Genomic DNA, 19,866 nt, shown 5'->3' on the forward strand with positions numbered 1-19,866 from the left:
TTAAAGGTATGTATAGAAGGGGCGGTTTTATAAATGAAGGATCAGGAAAGTCAAAACAAAACGATAGCAGTCATAGGCCTAGGGTTTGTCGGCCTGCCCTTGGCGATGTTGTTAATCGCAAAAGGAATGCCGGTCATCGGCGTTGATTTGGACGAAGAAAAAATCGATTGTTTAAAAAGGGGAAAAAGCTATATATCCGATATTAAAGGCGAAACGGTGCAAAGCGGCATAGAGTCCGGCTTATTTCGCCCTGTTGCGGATTATCGGATGATCAAAGAAGCCGGCGCGGTCATCATTTGCGTGCCGACACCGCTCGATGATCAGTCCGGACCCGACTTGGCTTATGTGGAAAAAGCGGCGCAATCGATCGCAGAACACTTGCAAAAAGGCCAGCTCGTCGTCTTGGAAAGCTCGACATATCCCGGCACGACAAGAGACATCGTCAAACCGATTTTAGAGCGGAGCGGTCTGACTTGCGGAAGAGACTTTTATTTGGCCTATTCGCCTGAGCGGGTCGATCCAGGCAATCAATTCCCGATCGAAGTCGTTCCGAAAGTGGTCGGAGGAACGACGGCTCAATGTCTTGACCGCATCTATCGATTATACAGCGGGATTTACCAAGAGGTCGTGCCGGTGACATCTCCGGAAACTGCCGAGCTGACAAAACTGCTGGAAAATACGTATCGATTTATTAATATTTCATTTATTAACGAGTTCGCGATGATTTGCGACAAACTCGGCGTCAATGTCTGGGAAGTCATCGAAGCGGCAAGCACGAAGCCTTACGGATTTTCCGCATTTTATCCCGGACCGGGCATCGGCGGCCACTGCATACCAGTTGACCCTTTATATTTGCAGTTTATGATTAAAAAAATCGGCCTCTCAAGCGAATTTATCCAGCTGTCGGAGGCGACGAACGATCGAATCGTCCGCTATATTGCCGAGCGCTCATTGCAATTGGCGGGCAAGGATAAAGCGACGGAGGCGAATATATTCATCTACGGTGTGACATATAAACGGAATGTGGCCGATATGCGCGAATCGAAATCGCTCGATATCATCGAGAAGCTGATCGGCATGGGGGCCGCTGTTTCCTATCACGATCCGTACGTGCCGGAGCTTGATCTTCACGGTCAAAAGCTTTCCAGCAAACCGATCAATTCCGAGACTTTGAAACAATATGACTGTGTCGTCGTGTTAACAGACCATGCCGAACTTCCGAAAGATTTGTTCTTAGAACATGCAAAAGTCGTCTTTGATACGAGGGGCGTTTTAAGAGACGACTCTGGGAAAGCTAAAGTCGTCCAGCTTGGAAATGGTCTTTCGTAGCTGTGTTATCGGTCATCACAATGCGGATGAAACATAGAGGGTAAATCATTAAGAACAGATTGAAAGACCACCAGACCGGATCGAAATCCCCTCTGAACGCCCAAAAAGCGATGGCTTGCAGTCCGGAACAGAACGTTAACACAAGAGAAATGAGAGCGGCGTTTTTCCATAGCGGCCGCTTTTTTTTTATGCAAATATAAGCTGATCAGGCCGCTGATTGAAATCAAAATATCAAGCGGCAAAAACGACCAATTCCAAGCGACGATGACCGGATTGTGATAATCCTTGAAGGCCGCCTCTTCCGGAATGAGGTGAAAAAGTGTAACAAACCAGTATAAAATAAAGCCGATATCTGTAATAAGCATTAGTGGTTTTACATATTTCACAGTTTTTCCTCCAGCTTCAATTAATTGGCCGATGCTCTGCAACATTTAAAGCGACGACTCCTGTGATAATCAGAATGATCGAAATCACTTTGAGGAGACTGATACTCTCACCAAAATAAAGAAACCCCATAACGGAAATGAAGACGATTCCCAATCCGGACCAAACCGCATAGGCGACCGCGATGTCCATTGTTTTCAAGGTAAGCGTTAAAAACACCAGGCTCGCAGCATAAAAAACAAGCAGCAGAATGCTCGGAATAATCTTTGAAAAACCGTTTGAAAGCTTCATGCTGATTGTACCCGCCGTTTCAAAAAGGATTGCCAAACATAAGTAAAGCCAATGCATAGCTGTTTCCCCCTATTTTTGTTTCGCACTGATGCCGTGGATCAGAATATCGACGGCTGATGTCAAAATTTCTCCCATTGTAAACCGGTTTTTCAGAGAAGAAGAGGGATCATAAATCTGACTCAGACTCCCTGTGTACATTTGAATGAATAGCGGCAAATGGATCTCTTTAATCATTCCTTGCGAGATCCCTTGTTTGAACAGATCTTCAACAACAGACCAATCCTCCTTTAAAAACACATCAAGTTTCAGCCATTGTTCATAATGGAATTTTTTCAATTCCGTCAATAAGCGAATATCCATTAACTCAAAATCAGCCGGTACGGAAATCAAGATTTGTTCGATTTTTTCGATTACCCCGAGCTGTTCATTAGCCGTGATGGCTTTCTCCTTTTCTTTAATTTGCTGGATTACATGATCGATCACTTGCTCAACAAGGTTGTCTTTTGAAGAGAAACATTCATAAATCGTGCGTTTACTGACGGATAATTGTTTTGCTAAATCGCTCATCGTAAAGGTAAACCCTTTTTGCTGAATCAGTTGAATTGTTTCTTGAATCATCCGTTCTTTCAATCCTGCTTCCTCCTTTTTGGTACTTAGGGAAACATTTTGGTACCAATGGTATTGTATACCGAAATCAAACATATGTAAACTTCTTCACACTCACGCCCAAATCAACCTGAGAATACAATGTGATTAAACAGGACGAAAAGGGTGAGGACCGTGTGGATGGGAATTCTGTTGATCATGTTGGGGCTGGGGCTCAGCATTTTCGCCGCCAGTTTGATTGTCAGTTATTTGTTTGTACTGCCGCACAGGAGCAGTTATGAAGAAACTTTCTTTAGCGGTGTCAAAAATGGGGAAATCATTGATGATGTCTTCGATTCACATCAAAAAGAGGAGCTGTTTTTGACGTCTAAGGACGGCTGTCAGCTGCATGCGATGCTTTTTCCTGTTCCAAAAAGCAGGAAAGCCGTCATGATCGCCCATGGCATCAAATGGTCGCTGTTTGGCGGCTACAAATATGTCGAACTGTTTCAGTCGCTCGGCTACCACGTTCTCCTGTGCGACAGCAGAGCCCACGGCTTAAGCGGAGGATCGCACGTTTCCTACGGATTTTTTGAGAAGCACGATTTGGCAATGTGGGCGGATGAGCTTGAACAAAAGTTCGGCAAAGACCTTTATATCGGCGTCCTCGGCGAATCGCTGGGAGCGGCGGCTGCCGTTGAATTGATGAAACAAGACAGGAGAATCAAGTTCTGTATTGCCGATTCTTGTTTCAGCGATTTAACCGAACTATGCCGGTTCCAGCTGAAAGCGGCTGTCAAATGGGCTGTTCCGTTTCTGATTCCATTGACAAGCCGTCTGATCAAACAGCGCTACGGCTGGAGCCTTTCTGATATTTCACCTGTCAAAAACCTTGAAGAGACAGAGACGCCGCTTTTTATTATTCACGGGACAAATGATCAGCTTGTCCCGCTGCAAATGGCTAAAAGCCTGTATGAACGCAAAAAAGGAATCAAAAAGCTCTATGTCATTGAAGGAGCCGGACATGTCGGCGGGTTCAGCCAAAATCCGGAGGCGTATTTTAACAACATAAGAGACTTTTTGCTGAAAGTTGAGCCGGTCCACTCTGTTTAAAGCTTTTCAGCCGCCGCCGATCTAGTGCGCGCCTCATCGATCTTAGCGGCATATGACAATCCCCAGTTCATCATTTGATGAATGATCGGGATCAGGGTCTTGCCGAATTCTGTTAAACGATACTCGACTTTCGGCGGAACCTGTTTATACACTTCGCGATGAACGATTCCGTCGCGCTCCAGTTCGCGAAGCTGCAGGGTCAGCATCCGCTGCGTTATACCGGGCATCAAACGCCGCAGTTCATTAAATCGCTTTTTTTCATCGATCAAATGAAATAAAATCACGCTTTTCCATTTGCCGCCGATAATATCAATCGTCGCTTCCACCGGACACGAATAGCCTCCCGCTGTTTCGCATGCTCCCGGATATTTTTTCATTTTTCTCTCTCCTTAGTATAAAAAATGATACTATACCACAAAAATGTGCGTACTTTCTTATTCTCATTATAATCATTAGAATGGAATTGAAAAAGGAAAATACACTAAAGAGCAAAAGGAGAGAAACCATCATGGCAGATCAATCCAAAAAACAAGATATACTTGCTGCATATCAATTTAGACATGCCGCGAAAGAATTTGACCCGAATCAAAAGATTTCAGACGAAGATTTTCATTTTATTTTAGAAACGGGCAGATTGTCACCGAGTTCATTCGGTCTTGAGCCGTGGAAATTTCTTGTCATTCAAAACGAAGAATTGCGCGAAAAGCTGCGTGCAGTCTCATGGGGAGCACAGGGGCAGCTTCCGACAGCGAGCCATTTCGTATTGCTGCTCGGCCGTACCGCTCAGGAAATGAAGTATGATTCCGACTATATTGAAGAGCATCTGGACAATGTCAAAAAAATGCCGCCTGAAATTAAGGAAAACATGATTAAAAAGGGCGGTGTATTGAGTAAATTTCAAGAATCCGATTTTCATTTGCTTGAAAGCGATCGGGCGATGTTTGACTGGGTCTCTAAGCAAACTTATATCGCGCTCGGCAATATGATGACGGCGGCAGCGATGATCGGCATCGACTCCTGCCCGATCGAAGGCTTCGATTATGACCAAGTCCACGACATCTTGGAAAAAGAAGGGCTGCTTGAAGATGGAAAATTTGACGTTTCCGTCATGGTCGCCTTCGGATACCGCGTCAAAGAGCCGCGTCCGAAAACAAGACAGGAGCTTGATCAAGTCGTTAAATGGGTAAACTAAAGAAAAAAGCGATTCCGCCTCGGGCGGAATCGCTTTTTTTATGTTCACATTTGCTTGAGGCTGCGTTTTTTCCGCTGATAAAGGTAAAGGACGCCCCCGAAAGCGACCAGCAGAAAACCGAGCATCAGCCAGTTATAGATATTCGTCGCCGTATCAGGCAATTGTCCGTTGAACGAATCCGGTGGGGCTTGACCGTCATCATGGCCGTCTCCATCAGTGCCGGACCCGCCATTGCTGCTGTCAGGTCCTGCAGGCTTTTCGCCGCCATCTCCGCCGTCGCCCGGGGCTGCGGGAGGCGTTCCGGCATGTTTGGCATTCAACACGGTATACTCGCTGAAATGATTCACATATCCGGCAACCGTATGCCCTTTGCTATAGCCGTTTTTCACCTTTGTGAAGCGGTTGTTTTTCCGGTCGACAAAATAAACGCTGTTTTTTTTGTCAGGCTGATCGACTTGGAAAAACAGTCCGACCGGCTCTTTAAACGTGCTGACGGCTTTTCCTTTTTGCCGAATGCTGAAGTCGTAGACGTTTGTGACAGCCTGTTTGATGTCTTTTGTGATCTTGATTGCGATCTTTGCTTCTTCGCTGGCCAGATTGACGGCCGGGAGATGCATGGCGATTTTATCGTTTTTCAATGTAATGTTTGGATCATTTGTTCTTTTCTTTACTAGATCAGTCTGTGCTTTTGTCATGCTCAGCTTGATGTTTTCTTTTTCTGTGTCAGGGAAATAGACGATCGCCTGGTTGGCGTTTGCCGCGTATGTTTGAAACGGCTTTTCAGCAAGTGTCCAGATGCCGTCCGCCTGCTTTTCAGGCAGGAATACTTCAGTGATTCTGTTTTCGATGTTCGGCGAAACCGCATCGTACGAATCTAGCTGCTCGGTGAAAATCTCGTAATCTGTAAACCCGAGGTCTACACCGTTTTTCGCTTCTTTAAAGACGGAGTAGCCGTCACCGCCGCCGCCCATGAAATTGTTGGTTGCGACACGGTACGTTTTCTTCGGATCGAGCGGCTCAGATTCTCCTTTTTCATTGACAAGCTTGACATCAAGGATACGCTCTCCTTCAGGCTTGCTCAATGTGAATGTAAAGGTTAAACCCGCTACATGAGGAAAAGCGCCTCCGCCTTCTTCGACCTGACTGACGCCGTGCTCGAGCGCTTCTTTAATTTGCGCTCCCGTCAAATCAGCGGCATAAAGCGTGTTGCCGAACGGCATGACGGTGAGCACTTCGCCGAGTGTAATCTCTCCTTTGTCAATGCTTGCTCTGATTCCGCCGCCATTTGTGATCGCGATATCAGCGCCGCCGGCTTGTTTCGCTTTCCTCAGCATACCGTCAGCGATGAAGTTCCCGAGGTTGGTTTCTTTTGAGCGGACATGCTCGCGCTTTCCGTCAAGCGGGACATCGGCATAGCCGACGACCTTTGTCTTTAAGTCTTCAATGGCTTCTTTAAAACGGTCGAGATCCTCTTTGGCGGCGCTGTCTTCCGCGGTATTTTCATCAATCGCGATCAAATGAGAGCTTGACTTGTCCGTTTGGATGACACCGTTGTTATCGAATGTAACATCGACTCTCCCTAAAAACTGCCCATAGTCTTTTGCTTGTGCGACGATCGTCGGCTCCTCATTTTCCACGACTTCCAAATGATCGACGAGTGTGTGTGTATGCCCGCCGATGATCAGATCGATCCCCTTCACTTTTTTGGCGAGCTCAAGGTCGCGGTTGTGGCCGAGATGGGTGAGGGCGATGATCTTGTTGACCTTTTCTTTTTCTTTCAGTTCCTTGACCGTTTTCTCCGCTGACTGATAAGCGTCATGAAACACAATGTTCGGCCCCGGGCTTGACGTATATGACGTATCTTCCGTCGTCAGCCCGAAGACGCCGACTTGTTCCCCGTTTACATCTAGCAGAATATATGGGTAGATTCCGCTTTCTTTCTTTTCGCCCGCCTTTAAGACAGACGGCTCTTTTCGAAATTTGTTCAGTTCAGGTTCTTTTGAAACATCGACATTAGAGCTGACGATCGGAAAATCCGGCTTTTCAAACCGGTATGTGTTTTCCGGGTCAACCGCGGTTCCGTTTCCGCTGAGAAAGTCTGCGAGCACTTTCGGTCCTTTATCAAATTCATGGTTGCCAAAAGTCATGGCGTCATAGCCCATCATGTTCATCAGTTTCAAATCGGCGAGCCCGTTCCATTTTGTAAAATACAGATCGCCGGAAAAGACGTCGCCGGCATCGAGCAGCACATTGTTTTCTGTTTCACTGCGGATTTCTTTCACTTTGGCAGCGCGCCTTGCCGCTCCATCAAGGTGGGCATGCGTGTCGTTCGTGTGCATGACTGTTAATGTCCAGTTTTCATCATCAACTGGAGGCTCTGAACCGTCAAAGTTCAGCTTATAGACGCCATATCCTTTGTTTTCGGATTCCCTGACAAAATCGATGTCCTGCGCTTTTTCAGCAAACGGTTTGGCGAGGAGGGAAGACTCGAATGTCACGTCGGCTCCTTTAATCGGAGCGATCGACCAGTTGTTGTCTGCGGCGGGATTGACCGTTTTCTTTTCCATAATGTAGTTCATGAGTACCTGCCTGTTTTCATCTGCCGCCGCATAAACGACTTTGTCCTGAGTCAGATGCGGGAATCCGCCGCCCCCGGAGGCGCGGTAATTATTTGTGACGACAAGGAATTCCTGGTCGTCGCGGACGGGTTTTCCGTTGTAAGACAACAGTTTGACGCGGTTCGCCTGCGGATTTTTCACCCCGCCTGAGGCATTGTATTTTGCCGGTTGTGTGACATCGATCTGGTAGGTCACACCGTCAATGACATCGAAATTATACGACCTGAAATCGGGGTTGAGGAGCGCCTGTTCACCCGATTTTGAAGGATCGATCTGATTGAACTGCCCGGCCGACATTTCGATCCAGTCCTTCACCTCGCTTCCCGTCAGTTTGACGATATAGAGCGTATTGTCGTACAAATACAAATCGCCGATGTTTTTGATCGCAAGGTTTCCTGCTTTAATATTTGTATAATAATCAGCACCGTTGCGTCCTCCTGCTTTGAACGGCGCGCCCGCTGATAAAATCGGCAGGTTTTCGTATTCCGTTCCCTTCATGACATCTTCCGCATACCATTTTTGTGCGTCTGTGACAATCTGGATTGAAGGATCGTCTTTTACCTGTGCGAAAAAGCTGTTAATATCGGCTTCCGTTTGGCCAACCGGCGCGCGGACATATTCAAGCGTTTTTTCGTGCGTGTCTTTAATCGCGGAAACGACGGTTTCGTTTCGCGACGTCACATTTCCGGCAATCGCTTCCGTTTTTGCGCTGGCATTGTTCACTGTCCATTTGCCGCCGTCCTGTTCAAGCTGCATATCGATAATTCCTAAATGGCTGCCCCAGTTCTTCGGCATGACGACAGGAATGCCGTTGATCGTTCCTTTTTGGTTGTCGATCACGCCGTTACCGGGATAGTCGGTGCCGGGGAACAGACCGTGCTGATGTCCGGAGATGATCGCATCTATTCCTTCCGTCTTGAGAGCCAGGTCATAAACGGCGTTTTCGGCTCCCGCCGCCTGTTCGCCATTTTCAATTCCGGAGTGGGCGATCGCGATGATCACGTCGGCGCCTTCCTGTTTCATTTTTGGAATCGTTTCTTTCGCTGATTCGGTGATGTCCTGCACTGTGATTTTGCCGTCCAGGTGCTTTTTATCCCATGTTAAAATCTGAGGCGGAACGAAGCCGATGTAGCCGACTTTAAGCTGGTGCTTTTGGCCGCTTTCATCCGTCACCGTCCGGTCTTCAATATGATATGGGGTATATTTGTTCTTTCCGTCCGGTGTTTTAATATTGGCATTGACGATGGGAAATTCGGCCCCTTTTATCGTGCCGTCAAGGAATTCAAGGCCGTAGTTGAATTCGTGGTTTCCGAGCGTGCCGGCGTCATAATGCAGTTTGTTCATGACATCAATGATCGGGTGTGTTTTCGTTCCGGAGATAATCGATTCACGTTCATGTTTGAAGATGTATTCCCCTAGAGGGTTTCCTTGAATTAAGTCGCCGTTGTCGACAAGAATTGTGTTCGGATTTCGGCTCCGGTACTTTTCGATCAGCTGAGCCGTTCGTGCCAGTCCGAATTCAGCCGTTTCTTTGTCGGCATAGTAGTCATAATCCATCATATGGGCGTGGATATCTGTCGTACCCAAGATGCTGAGGTTGATCAGCGGGTGTTCATTTTGTTCTTCTGCATATGTCTGGGTGTTTGGCATGAGTAAACTGAGTATCATCACTGAGGTTAGCAGAATACGGAGAATGTTTTTCCTTGAAAACCGTCTTTTCTGTATTCCCACCATTTCTCCACCTTTCAGATTAGAGTAACAATTTCTATTGTAAGAACTTTTTGTAAAGTTTTGTAGAACTTTCGTTGCGAATATTGTAAACACTCAGAAAATGATTCCAAAGTCTGTCTCTGTCTGCTGGATGACTTAGGTACTTTGTCGCGAGGATGTGGGGATGTTTTATTTAGTGTGGCAAGGGTAAATGGATTTATGTAGACAGAAGCTTCCGGGAGGGTGATCAATATGAGCAAAAAAATTGCAGTTGTTCTGACAGATTACTTTGAGGATTCGGAGTATACCGAGCCTGCGAAAGCGTTCAAAGACGCCGGACACCAGCTTACGGTTATTGAAAAAGAGACAGGCAAAACGCTGAAAGGCAAGCAAGGCGAGGCGCAAGTGGAAACAGATGTGTCCATTGATGAAGTCAGCCCTGCTGATTTTGACGCATTGTTGATTCCGGGCGGATTTTCGCCGGATATTCTCAGAGCCGACCAGCGTTTCGTATCGTTTGCGAAAGCCTTTATGGATGACAAAAAACCGGTGTTTGCGATCTGTCACGGGCCTCAGCTTTTAATCACCGCCAAGGCTCTGGACGGGCGCAGTGCGACAGGCTACACATCGATTCAAGTCGATTTGGAAAACGCCGGGGTTAAATTTAAAGACGAGGAAGTTGTCGTCTGCCAAAATCAGCTTGTCACAAGCCGGACGCCTGACGACATCCCTGCTTTTACACGCGAATCTTTGAAGCTGCTCGGCTGATGAAAAAAGACCGGAACAGATTTCCGGTCTTTTTTATGTTTATTTTCGGAGTGCAGCGAGTTCCTCTGCGATCGCCTGCATTTCACTCGGGCTGAAAGATTTCTTTTTCATCACCATTTGATGGAGATATTCAAGATCTTCAAGCTTTTCGTTGCTAAAGTCTTCCGCTTTGATCACGCCGATGTTCAGCATGTTTAATTTTTGGGAGATCTCTTCGATCATTTTGTTCAGCTCGGCTGTTTTCTGATCAGACAATAAGGCACTTCCTTTCTCTGACGATTTCGTAGTCTTTATTGTAACAGAAATGTCCGAGAAGAAAAGAACCGTTATCGCCAAAGCGAGCGGCATCAAACGGAAAGGGACTTTTCTTTTTCTTGTTTTTCCGCTTTGATTTTTCCAAGAATCTGTTTTGACTCATAGATGACGACGCCTGTTAAGCCGAGGAGGCCGATTAAGTTTGGAATCGCCATCAGGCCGTTCAGCATATCCGCGAGCGCCCACACGAAATTATCCTTAAAGATCGCTCCGAAAAAGACGGCGATGACAAAGATGATGCGGTAGTAAATCGCATACTTTTCATTGAGCAGGTAAGTGAAGCATTTTTCTCCGTAGTAGGACCAGCCCAAAATGGTCGAATAGGCGAACAGAAGCAGGCCGATGGCGACAATCGTGGAGCCGGCGGGACCGAGAAAATGTTCAAATGTCATCGATGTCAGCGCATCATTCTGCTCTGACAAATACATTTTACCCATGACGATCGAAATACCCGTAATAGAACAGACGACCAGTGTATCAATGAAAACCTGAGTCATCGAAACGAGCGCCTGCCGTGCCGGCATATCGGTTTTCGCAGCCGCGGCAGCGATCGGCGCTGAACCGAGCCCGGCTTCGTTTGAGAACACTCCTCTGGCAACGCCCCAGCGGATGACGGTTCCGATGGCTCCTCCGGCCACGGCCTGACCGGTAAAGGCGTCGGAAAAAATTAAGCCGATGGCGCCGGGGACAAGCTCAAAGTTTGTCACAAGAATGATCAGCCCGGCGATCACATAAAATAAGGCCATAATCGGAACAAATACGGAGGTGACTTTTCCGATGCTCTTGATCCCTCCGAGAATGACAAGCGCTGTAAAAACGGTGACAATGATACCCGTGATCCAGACAGGAACGGAAAACGTTGATTTCATGACTCCCGATACAGAGTTCGCCTGAACCATATTGCCTATTCCGAAGGCAGCCAAGGCCCCGAAAATAGCAAATAAAACACCGAGCCATTTTTGCTTAAGCCCGTGTTCCAGATAGTACATCGGGCCCCCTGACATTTCGCCGTTTTTGTCTTTTACGCGGAATCTGACGGCGAGCACGGCTTCGGCATATTTCGTCGCCATTCCAAAAAAAGCGGCCAGCCACATCCAAAACACGGCGCCCGGGCCCCCGGCGATAACAGCTGAAGCGACCCCGACGATATTTCCCGTGCCGACAGTGGCGGCCAGTGCGGTCATCAACGCCTGAAAATGAGAGATGTCTCCTTCTGAAGATTTATCCTGATTTTTGCTAAAGGCCAGCTTTAAAGAATAAGGCAAAAGTCTGATTTGCAAAAAGCTGAGCCTGAATGTCAAGTAAACACCTGTGCCGACGATGAGAATCAACAGCGGCGGCCCCCATAAAAAACCATTCATTTGATCGACTATATTTGAGAGCAATTTCAATCCCCCTTCGTTTTGTGTCTAACTAGAATATTCTGAAAGTTTGTTAGATTTGTCAATAGCCTAGTTAGATTTTCTTCCCGAAGTTGAAAAAACGAAAAAAATCTTTAGTATAAAATCAAGTACGTTTTTCTTTCTGAAAAGAGGGGAAAGAATAGAGGAGGCTGCACCATGATCAAAGTTTTATTTGTCTGCCTCGGCAACATTTGCCGTTCGCCGATGGCGGAAGCGGTATTTCATGACATGCTCAGGAAAAACGGGCTGGATGGCAAGATTGAAGCTGATTCAGCCGGCACCGGAAATTGGCATGTCGGCAAACCGCCACATGAAGGCACAAGGACATTGCTGGCCGAAAAAAAGATCAGCTGTGAAGAATTGTACGCAAGGCAGGTCACTGCGAAGGATCTGAAAGAATTCGACTACATCATCGCCATGGATGCGGAAAATGCCGGGAATGTCAGAAGCCTGGCGGGATATCAGCAAAAGGCCGTCATCCGGCGTCTGCTTGATTATGTTGATGACTGTCCGACGGATGATGTCCCTGATCCATACTATACGGGGAATTTTGAAGAGGTGTACGAACTCGTGGCAGAAGGCTGCCGCCAATTGCTGAAAGACATTCAAAAGACACACAATTTATAAAAATGGAGGGAGAGATTTTTATGAAAGGCGAACGCGTTTTCATCAGAAACATCCTCCTCGGCGCATCGGTCGGGGCTGTCTTGTCTTTGCTGCACAAACCGACGAGAAAAGCATGCTGTGAGAAACTCTCGGCATGCCAAAACAAAATCAGTCTTTACCGCGAGAATCCCGGTATGCTGACCGAATGTGTAAAAGAGAAAATCGAAAAGACGAAAAGGCTGACGGCGTCTATTTCGGACGATTTGACCTTTTTGAATAAACAGATTAAAGAATTGAAGGAAACGACCCCGAAAGTGATGGAACTGATCGAGGAAACAAAGGACCACTTCTCGGCAGGGTCCACCAATCGTCTGGAGTGAGAAAAATGTTCGGCTTTTTAAAAGAGCTTGTGTGGCGCTACTATCTCCATGAAGGGCCGAGCAAATCGGCGGAACTTGCCTACTTTTTTCTCCTGTCCCTGTTCCCGTTTATGATTTTTTTATTGACATTGATCGGCTATCTGCCAATCAAAACGGGGGATGTCATCGGGCTGATCGAGCAGTATGCACCTGAGAATACGATGTCTGTCATCAAAGAAACGTTACATACAGGCAACAGGGGGCTGCTTTCTTTCGGGATCATCGCCGCGCTCTGGTCTGCATCAAACGGATTGAACGCGATTGTCAGGGCCTTCAACCATGCATATGAAGTCGAGGAAAACCGCTCATTTATTATGGTCCGGCTGACGTCTATTCTTCTGACCGCCGCGATGGTCTTCACGATTTTAATCGCGCTGCTTCTTCCGGTATTCGGCAGGGCGATCGGCCATTTTATCGCCAATCTCGACGGAACGCCTGAGATGTTTTTGACAGCCTGGTCGGCGCTTCGCTGGGGGATCAGTCCGCTGATATTGCTGATTGTCTTTACGGCTTTATACTATTTTGCCCCGAATAAACGGCTTTCGTTCAAATATGTGTTTCCCGGGGCCGCGGCGGCAACCGTCGGCTGGATTCTCGTCAGTGTCGTGTTTTCTTACTATGTCAACGAATTCGCCAACTACAGTGCCACATACGGGAGCCTCGGCGGCATCATCGCTTTAATGATCTGGTTCTACTTAAGCGGTATGATGATTATAGTAGGAGGGGAAATCAACGCCCTTTTACATAAACGTAAAATCATTCCTGATGAAAATCCGCGAGAATTGAGCAATCTAAAAAAGAACGAGTGAATCGTTCAAGGAGCGGAGGGATGATCATGACAAAGCATACGAAAAAAGGCGGAAGCCATAATAAACAAAATTCAAAGCAAAGCTCGAAGCATAAAACGAGCGGAAGCGCCAACGGGCAAAACGGATATCATTAAGGCGCTTCATCAAAAAGGGCCGTCTCTTTGAGACGGCTCATTTTTTGGGCGCAGGCAAAGCCGTCACATCCTGTGAGCGTCCGCTTCCGACTGGCCGGCGAAGTTTTTCGCGGTTTTCGGTTTGCCTAACAGCACTCCGGTCCATATACAGATCATGACAATGGTGATCAAAAAAAACAGGTTTCCGTTTTCAAAGGTCTGCATATACCAGCCGCCCGCGACAGGACCGAAAATGCTGCCGAAGCTGAAGGTCATCCCGCACATCAAGTTACCGGCGGGAAGAAGGTGCTTAGGCAGCAAATCGGCCATGAAGCTGATGCCGAGAGAAAATGTCGACCCCACAGCCATTCCCGCCACAAAAAAACAGATGGACAAAAAGAGCACGGAATCAGAAAAACCGGACGCGAAAAAACAGCTTGCCCCGACAGCCAAAATGACGAGAAGAACGTTTCTTCTGCCGTATGTATCACTCAAAATCCCAAGCGGATACTGAAAGATGATGCTGCCGATCGCAAAAGCTGGCAAAATCAGTGAGACGCCTTCAACCGTAATCCCCGATCTGAGCGCATAGACCGGAAAATTCCCGTTCAGCGCCGTTTCCAAAAAACCGTAGCCGAACGTCGGCAAAAAGGCGACCCAGCCCAGCAAAAATGCTTGGAGAAAACGCTTCAGACTATTATCGGAACGCGTGTCAGAAGCGCTTTTTTCAGGGAATTCATTGCTGAGGCAAAAAACAAACATCCAAGCCAAAAGGCTGAAAGAGGCGGAGATGATAAACGGAAGTGACGGCGAAATCTCAACAAGCGGCGTTAAAAAAGGTCCGGCGGCAAACCCCAATCCAAACGAAAGCCCGTACAGCGAAATGTTCCGTCCGCGGTTTTGCCCGGAAGATAATGTGGTCACCCATGTCTGTGTTGAAAAGTGAAGCATATGATCGCCGATGCCGATCAAGAGCCTTAAAAAAAACCACACGATATAAGACTGAAAAAAAACAAAGCTGAAGAGACTGGCGACAACCGTTAAACCGCCGATCATGATCAGCGGTTTAAAGCCGAGCTTCCGAAGCGGCGCCTCCATGAACGGGGAAGCGAGCAAAACGCCGATATAAAGCCCTGTCGCATGCAGGCCGTTCATTGCCGCCGAATGGCCCTCCTGCTCGAAAATGACAGAGATAACCGGCAAAAGCATCCCCTGGGAAAAACCTGATATACTGACTATCAATACGAGTATAAAAAAATGAAATCGTCTCATCGCCTATTCTCCTTATTCCTTCATCCTCCTTTGATCGTAAACTTTAGGAAGTTTTTAGGCAAGATGGTTTTTAACAAGAGGTGGAAAACATGAACATCAAATGGAATCAAAACGGTTTTCACGCGGACTTGGCATTTGGCGGCCTCGATATATCAAGCAATGAAGAAGCAGGCTTCAGACCCTATCAGCTTATGCTGGCTTCCATCGCCGCATGCAGCGGAACCGTTCTTCAGAACATTTTGGAAAAGAAACGGATACAGCTTGAGGAGATGACCATCCAGACAAAGGAAGAGCGGGTTCCCGAAGAAGCGGGCCGCATCAAAAGCATTCATCTTCACTTTATTGTAAAAGGGAAAAATCTGAAGGCTGAGCACATGAAAAAAGCGCTCAGGATCGCCTTGAAAAACTGTTCGATGGCCAGGTCTGTTGAAAACTGTATCGACATCAAGGAAACGTTTGAGATTGAGTGAATGTTTAGAGCACTCTGCAATGCGGAATCAATAAGTATGTCTGCATATAATCCGAAAGGTTCGTACAACAATAACCTACAACGAAAAAAGTAAAGAAAAGAGGAATTGAAAATGGGCCGTATCTTCTTTTTGATGATGGCTGCCGGTGTTCCCCTTTCCATTGCGGGGAGCCTGTTGCATTGGCCGTCAACTTTGCTGTTTATCATTTATTGTCTGACCATCATCGCGCTGGCAAGCTATATGGGCAGGGCGACCGAGAGCCTTGCGATTATTGCCGGCCCCAGAATCGGCGGACTGCTCAATGCCACATTCGGCAATGCCGTTGAACTGATCATTTCGATTTTTGCTTTAAGGGAAGGGCTGGTCGGCATTGTGCTTGCATCTTTGACAGGTTCTGTTCTGGGCAACCTGCTGCTTGTCGCCGGCCTGTCGTTTTTCATCGGCGGTTTGAAATATAAACGCCAGGAATTTAACGTGTATGATGCCAGACATAATTCGGGACTGTTGATGTTTGCGATCATCGTCGCCTTCGTCATCCCTGAAGTGTTCGCGGCGGACATGACGGAGCCGCGGAAGCTGTCGATGAGCGTCGGTATCAGCGTCATTATGATTCTGCTTTATGTAGCGGCGCTTTATTTCAAGCTTGTCAGCCATCGCGGCGTCTACCAGACGAACGCAACCGAGGCTCAAGAAGAGCACGAAGACCCGGAATGGAATGGAAAGCGCGCGACATTGATTTTGCTTTTGGCCACAATTGCCGTCGCCTACATTTCCGAAAATCTCGTCCACACCTTTCATACGGTGGCTGAACAATTTGGCTGGACCGAGCTGTTTATCGGTGTCATCATCGTTGCGATTGTCGGCAATGCAGCGGAACACGCTTCCGCCGTCATTATGGCTTATAAAAACAAAATGGATGTCGCGGTCGAAATCGCGATCGGGTCAACGCTGCAAATTGCGATGTTTGTCGCACCAGTGCTCGTGATCGCTTCTTTGTTTTTTGAAACGAGCATGCCGCTTGTCTTTACTTTGCCTGAACTCGTCGCGATGGCGTCTGCCGTTCTGTTAATGGTTGTGATTTCCAATGACGGGGATACCAACTGGTTTGAAGGAGCGACATTGCTGGCGGCCTATATCATCATGGGGATCGGGTTTTTTCTTCTTTAAAAAAATTGGGATAAAGGCGTCCTATCCGGAAAACAATAAGGGAAAAGAAACAGAAAGAGTGATAGTATGAAAAAGCTTTTGTATTTTGCGCTGACTGCGTTTTTATCCTTTAGTTTTTTCGCTGTACAGGAAGCTGATGCAGCCAAGCCGATCAAAATTCCAAGCTCTGTCACAAACATTTCCAAAGAGAACACATACCCGAACGCTTCACAGGACCAGCCGCGGCTGCAGCCGAGCGAGCTAGCCGAAGAGCTGCTGAAAACAACCGATATCGCGATTGAGAACCCTCATCTGATTAAGATGCTGAATGAGTCAAGCATATCCGGTACACCGCTGGCGATCGGGTACAGAGCGACGATCTATTTGGGAAAATGGGCGCTGGGATATACATCGAATGAAACCGTTGCGAATTGGGAATACCGCAAAATTAACACAAACCGCTTTGACAACAGAGGCGGAAAAGCGCCGGCCGAAATCACTTATGCACAAGAACAGACAAGCAAAATCAAAGGCGGCTTAACGGCAAAAGTGCCGAAAGCAGAAGATGTCAAAAACATGATGATGCTCAAAGCCATGGAAAAAACGAAGCTGCCGCTCGCTTTTGAAACGGTGGTCGGAGCCGGTACAAAGCGCGATCAGGTCTACAAGGTGCCGCCGAAAAAACTCGGCCTTCTAAACGCGTATGCACCGGCAGTGAATGAAAAAGGAAAGGTCACATATGGCGAGGTCTATCTCGTTTTAAAAGGCAATAAAAGAAAGCTTGTCGTCAAAAACATCACATCTCAAGGGATCGGAGCGTGGATTCCTGTACAGGATCACCTGACATTCGGTTTTCAGCTGAGCCACCAGCCGAGATAAAGAAAAAGCAAGCCTGATGAACCGGCTTGCTTTTTCTTTATACTCTCGCTTTCCGGGAAGAAAAATCAACATCTTGATAATAGCTGTTTTTGACGAGCACATTAGGGCCGAGGCATTTGACATTCGGACAATGGCAGTTCAGCTCTTGGGCCAGCTCTGTATTTCTCCACTTCGCATAGGCGCTTTGCAGACTGTCTGTTTGAATGTTGCCGAGCGGCGGAGTGTCGCCGAAATCGGTCACGATGATATCGCCGTCAAAAATATTGACATTCAGGCGTGATCTGCCGTCAGGGTCGTTTCTGACCGTGACGTTTTTCGCATCGCGCAGCCTTTTTAAAAGAAGCTGATCTTCCGGATCAGGACTGCAGGCGTAAAATGGCAAAGTGCCGAACAGCATCCACGTCTGCTCATCGCGGATGTCGAGAAGGTGATGGATCGCTTTTCTCATCTCCTTCAAGCTCAAGGATTCAAGGGCACTTGCAAAATCGCTCGGGTACATCGGATGCACCTCATGCCGCTGACATTTCATTTCGTCGACGATTTGACGGTGGATATGTTCAATATGAGGCAGTGTTCGCTTATTGAGCATCGTCTCAGCGGAGACCATCACCCCTTCGTCAACAAGAATCCGGCTGTTTTCGATCATTTTCTCAAAATAGCGGGCTCGCTGGGCAAACGTCGGCTTTTTATCCATCATCGCAAAGCCGATTTCGGCAAAGTCTTCGACGGTTCCCCAGTTGTGTGAGATGTGAAGCACATCCAAGTAAGGGATGATCAGCTCATAGCGGCCGATATCGAGCGTCAGGTTTGAATTGATCTGCGTCCGTACGCCGCGCTCGTGCGCATATTTTAATAAAGGAACAACATATTCCTTGACCGATTTTAATGAAAGCATCGGCTCGCCGCCGGTAATGCTTAATGAACGGAGCCGCGGAATCTCATCGAGCCGCTTGAGAAGAAGGCTGAGCGGCAGTGCATTCGGATCCTTCGGCCTGAGCGTATATCCGACGGCACAGTGCTCACAGCGCATATTGCAAAGAGTCGTCGTTGTAAATTCAACATTTGTCAGCTGTATATCTCCATATTGGTCAACGTCCATATATGCTTCCCACGGATCATATTCCGGGGTAATCGGACGAACCTGCGTTTTTTCTGTCATCGCATATCTAACTCCTTTATTGATAGGACATACTAATTATAGCCCAACTATTCATTTTAGACCTCATCTTCAAGCTCTGCAAGTGACGGATCATTGAAAAAAGGCTGTTTATAGGCTACCATAAAGGAACAAAAGGAGGAGAAGCATGGGTAACGCAGTACATGACAAAGAACAGCAAGTCAATTATTTGAAAAACAGATTGGATATGTTTATGTCTGTCATCGATTCGTTAGACCCTGAATCGACGGACATTGAAGATATTGACAGACTGATCAGTATGCTTGACGATTTGGAAGCCAAATATGAACGCTTTAAAAAAGACTGGAAATAAAACCGCGCATCCCGCCGCGGTTTTTTTGTTTTCCAAGTGTTGCTTGGTATGAAAAGATGACCGGTTTTGCACAATAAGAAAAAATGAGGTTGGGAGCGAAAATCATGAAACGAATCTGTGCAGCATGCTGCGGATTCCTGCTGATGCTGACCTTTGCGGCCGATGCCGAGGCGATATCCAACAAGGCGATTCATTGGGGTTTTTCCAAAAGCAAAAACCATCAGCCGGCAGATGCGGGAAAAGAGCTGAACAGCCTGTTAAAGCAGTATGATGCTTTTTATTTGGGCAACACAAAAGAAAAAACGATCTACTTAACCTTTGACAACGGCTATGAAAACGGCTACACGCCCAAGGTGCTTGATGTCTTGAAAAAACAAAACGTCAAAGCGGCCTTTTTTGTAACGGGGCATTTTGTCAAAGACAAACCGGAGCTGATTAAACGCATGGCTGAAGAGGGCCATATTATCGGCAACCATTCATATCACCACCCTGATTTAACGACAAAAACAAGCCGCGTCATTCAGGAAGAATTGGAATCCGTCACAGAAGAAGTGGAGAAGATCACCGGCAAAAAGGACAATCTCTACCTGCGGCCGCCGCGCGGTGTCTTCAGCGAGCGTGTGCTTAAAGAAACAAAAAAACTCGGCTATCAAACCGTTTTTTGGTCAGTTGCTTTTGTCGATTGGAAAATCGACGCGCAAAGAGGGTGGAAATACGCTTACGACAATATGATGAAGCAGGCTCATCCCGGTGCCATCTATCTGCTTCATACGGTATCAAAAGACAATGCGGAAGCGCTTGATCAAGCCATCACAGACTTAAAAAAAGAAGGGTACACATTTAAAAGCCTTGATGATTTGATGTTTGAAAAATATATGATGCTAAAGACCCTTTAAAAGGAAAAACCTCCTGAAATTACCTGAGGGGGTTTTTTGTTTATTTCATCTTTTATAT

20 protein-coding genes and 1 pseudogene are annotated in these 19,866 nt (G+C 47.0%); 12 read left to right on the forward strand and 9 right to left on the reverse strand.

The annotated features are described in order from the left end of the window. Positions 1-33: 33 nt before the first annotated feature. Positions 34-1,329, forward strand: coding sequence for a nucleotide sugar dehydrogenase (locus tag P3X63_RS04390; RefSeq protein ID WP_026589583.1), 1,296 nt, complete (start codon positions 34-36; stop codon positions 1,327-1,329). Here the strand turns inward: P3X63_RS04390 and P3X63_RS04395 are convergent. The 3 genes and pseudogenes from P3X63_RS04395 to P3X63_RS04405 all read right to left on the reverse strand — a co-directional run bounded on the left by P3X63_RS04395 (position 1,295) and on the right by P3X63_RS04405 (position 2,634). Continuing rightward, a pseudogene (locus tag P3X63_RS04395) lies at positions 1,295-1,715 on the reverse strand (YvaD family protein). The gene P3X63_RS04390 and the pseudogene P3X63_RS04395 sit on opposite strands and share 35 nt — an antisense overlap. A 16-nt stretch (positions 1,716-1,731) precedes the next feature. Then, entirely contained in the window at positions 1,732-2,061 is a 330-nt protein-coding gene (locus P3X63_RS04400) for a DMT family transporter (RefSeq protein WP_026589581.1), read from the reverse strand. 12 nt (positions 2,062-2,073) lie between these two features. Beyond that, positions 2,074-2,634, reverse strand: coding sequence for a TetR/AcrR family transcriptional regulator (locus P3X63_RS04405; protein WP_026589580.1), 561 nt, complete (start codon positions 2,632-2,634; stop codon positions 2,074-2,076). Positions 2,635-2,790: 156 nt separating this feature from the next. Between P3X63_RS04405 and P3X63_RS04410 the strand changes: the two genes are divergently transcribed. Further along, on the forward strand, positions 2,791-3,702 hold the full coding sequence (locus P3X63_RS04410) for an alpha/beta hydrolase (protein WP_236251286.1): 912 nt from the start codon (positions 2,791-2,793) through the stop codon (positions 3,700-3,702). On the opposite strand, the gene P3X63_RS04415 is transcribed toward P3X63_RS04410, so the two are convergent. Beyond that, complete coding sequence (locus P3X63_RS04415; protein WP_026589578.1) at positions 3,699-4,079, reverse strand: winged helix-turn-helix transcriptional regulator; 381 nt, start codon at positions 4,077-4,079, stop codon at positions 3,699-3,701. The genes P3X63_RS04410 and P3X63_RS04415 overlap by 4 nt on opposite strands. A gap of 131 nt (positions 4,080-4,210) precedes the next feature. On the opposite strand from P3X63_RS04415, the gene P3X63_RS04420 reads away from it, so the two are divergent. Beyond that, a complete protein-coding gene (locus P3X63_RS04420) occupies positions 4,211-4,894 on the forward strand; it encodes an NAD(P)H-dependent oxidoreductase (protein ID WP_026589577.1) in 684 nt (227 codons plus the stop codon). A 44-nt stretch (positions 4,895-4,938) separates the two neighbouring features. Here the strand turns inward: P3X63_RS04420 and P3X63_RS04425 are convergent, their stop codons facing one another. After that, positions 4,939-9,246, reverse strand: coding sequence for a multifunctional 2',3'-cyclic-nucleotide 2'-phosphodiesterase/3'-nucleotidase/5'-nucleotidase (locus tag P3X63_RS04425; RefSeq protein WP_277692508.1), 4,308 nt, complete (start codon positions 9,244-9,246; stop codon positions 4,939-4,941). Positions 9,247-9,474: 228 nt separating this feature from the next. On the opposite strand from P3X63_RS04425, the gene P3X63_RS04430 reads away from it, so the two are divergent. Then, positions 9,475-9,990, forward strand: a complete 516-nt coding sequence (locus P3X63_RS04430) for a type 1 glutamine amidotransferase domain-containing protein (protein WP_026589575.1) — start codon at positions 9,475-9,477, stop codon at positions 9,988-9,990. A 39-nt stretch (positions 9,991-10,029) separates the two neighbouring features. Here the strand turns inward: P3X63_RS04430 and P3X63_RS04435 are convergent, their stop codons facing one another. Continuing rightward, positions 10,030-10,245: a DUF1128 domain-containing protein gene (locus P3X63_RS04435; protein ID WP_003179785.1), complete on the reverse strand. Its 216-nt coding sequence runs from the start codon at positions 10,243-10,245 to the stop codon at positions 10,030-10,032. A gap of 92 nt (positions 10,246-10,337) precedes the next feature. Beyond that, positions 10,338-11,666 carry an alanine/glycine:cation symporter family protein gene (locus P3X63_RS04440; RefSeq protein WP_142246035.1) on the reverse strand — a complete coding sequence of 443 codons (1,329 nt, stop codon included), beginning with the start codon at positions 11,664-11,666 and terminating at the stop codon, positions 10,338-10,340. 198 nt (positions 11,667-11,864) lie between these two features. Between P3X63_RS04440 and P3X63_RS04445 the strand changes: the two genes are divergently transcribed. The 3 genes from P3X63_RS04445 to P3X63_RS04455 are packed head-to-tail and all read left to right on the forward strand — an operon-like array spanning position 11,865 to position 13,542. Further along, a complete protein-coding gene (locus P3X63_RS04445; protein WP_277692509.1) occupies positions 11,865-12,335 on the forward strand; it encodes a low molecular weight protein-tyrosine-phosphatase in 471 nt (156 codons plus the stop codon). Between the two features lie 20 nt (positions 12,336-12,355). Next, positions 12,356-12,694 (forward strand): hypothetical protein, encoded by a 339-nt coding sequence (locus P3X63_RS04450; protein ID WP_026589572.1) that lies wholly within the window; start codon positions 12,356-12,358, stop codon positions 12,692-12,694. Positions 12,695-12,699: 5 nt separating this feature from the next. Beyond that, entirely contained in the window at positions 12,700-13,542 is an 843-nt protein-coding gene (locus tag P3X63_RS04455; protein WP_026589571.1) for a YihY/virulence factor BrkB family protein, read from the forward strand. 197 nt (positions 13,543-13,739) lie between these two features. Here P3X63_RS04455 and P3X63_RS04460 read toward each other — a convergent pair whose 3' ends face one another. Next, positions 13,740-14,927, reverse strand: a complete 1,188-nt coding sequence (locus P3X63_RS04460) for an MFS transporter (protein ID WP_277692510.1) — start codon at positions 14,925-14,927, stop codon at positions 13,740-13,742. An 89-nt stretch (positions 14,928-15,016) separates the two neighbouring features. Here P3X63_RS04460 and P3X63_RS04465 point away from each other — a divergent pair, with 89 nt between their 5' ends. From P3X63_RS04465 to P3X63_RS04475, 3 genes are all read left to right on the forward strand, one after another. Further along, entirely contained in the window at positions 15,017-15,397 is a 381-nt protein-coding gene (locus P3X63_RS04465; protein ID WP_026589569.1) for an OsmC family protein, read from the forward strand. Positions 15,398-15,508: 111 nt separating this feature from the next. Next, the gene (gene cax, locus P3X63_RS04470; RefSeq protein WP_077735306.1) at positions 15,509-16,564 is read left to right on the forward strand and encodes a calcium/proton exchanger; all 1,056 of its coding nucleotides are present in this window, start codon (positions 15,509-15,511) and stop codon (positions 16,562-16,564) included. Positions 16,565-16,630: 66 nt separating this feature from the next. Further along, complete coding sequence (locus P3X63_RS04475) at positions 16,631-17,422, forward strand: YfkD famly protein (RefSeq protein WP_026589567.1); 792 nt, start codon at positions 16,631-16,633, stop codon at positions 17,420-17,422. 37 nt (positions 17,423-17,459) lie between these two features. On the opposite strand, the gene yfkAB is transcribed toward P3X63_RS04475, so the two are convergent. Next, entirely contained in the window at positions 17,460-18,581 is a 1,122-nt protein-coding gene (gene yfkAB, locus P3X63_RS04480; protein ID WP_026589566.1) for a radical SAM/CxCxxxxC motif protein YfkAB, read from the reverse strand. A 145-nt stretch (positions 18,582-18,726) separates the two neighbouring features. On the opposite strand from yfkAB, the gene P3X63_RS04485 reads away from it, so the two are divergent. Beyond that, a complete protein-coding gene (locus P3X63_RS04485; protein ID WP_026589565.1) occupies positions 18,727-18,912 on the forward strand; it encodes an SE1561 family protein in 186 nt (61 codons plus the stop codon). 104 nt (positions 18,913-19,016) lie between these two features. Further along, positions 19,017-19,808 carry a delta-lactam-biosynthetic de-N-acetylase gene (pdaA, locus tag P3X63_RS04490; protein WP_026589564.1) on the forward strand — a complete coding sequence of 264 codons (792 nt, stop codon included), beginning with the start codon at positions 19,017-19,019 and terminating at the stop codon, positions 19,806-19,808. The last annotated feature ends 58 nt before the right edge of the window (positions 19,809-19,866 follow it).

The organism is Bacillus sp. HSf4, from assembly GCF_029537375.1.
GTDB classification, from domain to species: Bacteria; Bacillota; Bacilli; order Bacillales; family Bacillaceae; genus Bacillus; species Bacillus sonorensis_A.

Coding starts and splice junctions, on each gene's coding strand:
- P3X63_RS04390 (WP_026589583.1), top strand. CDS start 34: ATGAAGGATCAGGAAAGTCAAAACAAAACGATAGCAGTCATAGGCCTA.
- P3X63_RS04400 (WP_026589581.1), bottom strand. CDS start 2,061: ATGCATTGGCTTTACTTATGTTTGGCAATCCTTTTTGAAACGGCGGGT.
- P3X63_RS04410 (WP_236251286.1), top strand. CDS start 2,791: ATGGGAATTCTGTTGATCATGTTGGGGCTGGGGCTCAGCATTTTCGCC.
- P3X63_RS04415 (WP_026589578.1), bottom strand. CDS start 4,079: ATGAAAAAATATCCGGGAGCATGCGAAACAGCGGGAGGCTATTCGTGT.
- P3X63_RS04420 (WP_026589577.1), top strand. CDS start 4,211: ATGGCAGATCAATCCAAAAAACAAGATATACTTGCTGCATATCAATTT.
- P3X63_RS04425 (WP_277692508.1), bottom strand. CDS start 9,246: ATGGTGGGAATACAGAAAAGACGGTTTTCAAGGAAAAACATTCTCCGT.
- P3X63_RS04430 (WP_026589575.1), top strand. CDS start 9,475: ATGAGCAAAAAAATTGCAGTTGTTCTGACAGATTACTTTGAGGATTCG.
- P3X63_RS04440 (WP_142246035.1), bottom strand. CDS start 11,666: ATGAATGGTTTTTTATGGGGGCCGCCGCTGTTGATTCTCATCGTCGGC.
- P3X63_RS04445 (WP_277692509.1), top strand. CDS start 11,865: ATGATCAAAGTTTTATTTGTCTGCCTCGGCAACATTTGCCGTTCGCCG.
- P3X63_RS04450 (WP_026589572.1), top strand. CDS start 12,356: ATGAAAGGCGAACGCGTTTTCATCAGAAACATCCTCCTCGGCGCATCG.
- P3X63_RS04455 (WP_026589571.1), top strand. CDS start 12,700: ATGTTCGGCTTTTTAAAAGAGCTTGTGTGGCGCTACTATCTCCATGAA.
- P3X63_RS04460 (WP_277692510.1), bottom strand. CDS start 14,927: ATGAGACGATTTCATTTTTTTATACTCGTATTGATAGTCAGTATATCA.
- P3X63_RS04465 (WP_026589569.1), top strand. CDS start 15,017: ATGAACATCAAATGGAATCAAAACGGTTTTCACGCGGACTTGGCATTT.
- cax (WP_077735306.1), top strand. CDS start 15,509: ATGGGCCGTATCTTCTTTTTGATGATGGCTGCCGGTGTTCCCCTTTCC.
- P3X63_RS04475 (WP_026589567.1), top strand. CDS start 16,631: ATGAAAAAGCTTTTGTATTTTGCGCTGACTGCGTTTTTATCCTTTAGT.
- yfkAB (WP_026589566.1), bottom strand. CDS start 18,581: ATGACAGAAAAAACGCAGGTTCGTCCGATTACCCCGGAATATGATCCG.
- P3X63_RS04485 (WP_026589565.1), top strand. CDS start 18,727: ATGGGTAACGCAGTACATGACAAAGAACAGCAAGTCAATTATTTGAAA.
- pdaA (WP_026589564.1), top strand. CDS start 19,017: ATGAAACGAATCTGTGCAGCATGCTGCGGATTCCTGCTGATGCTGACC.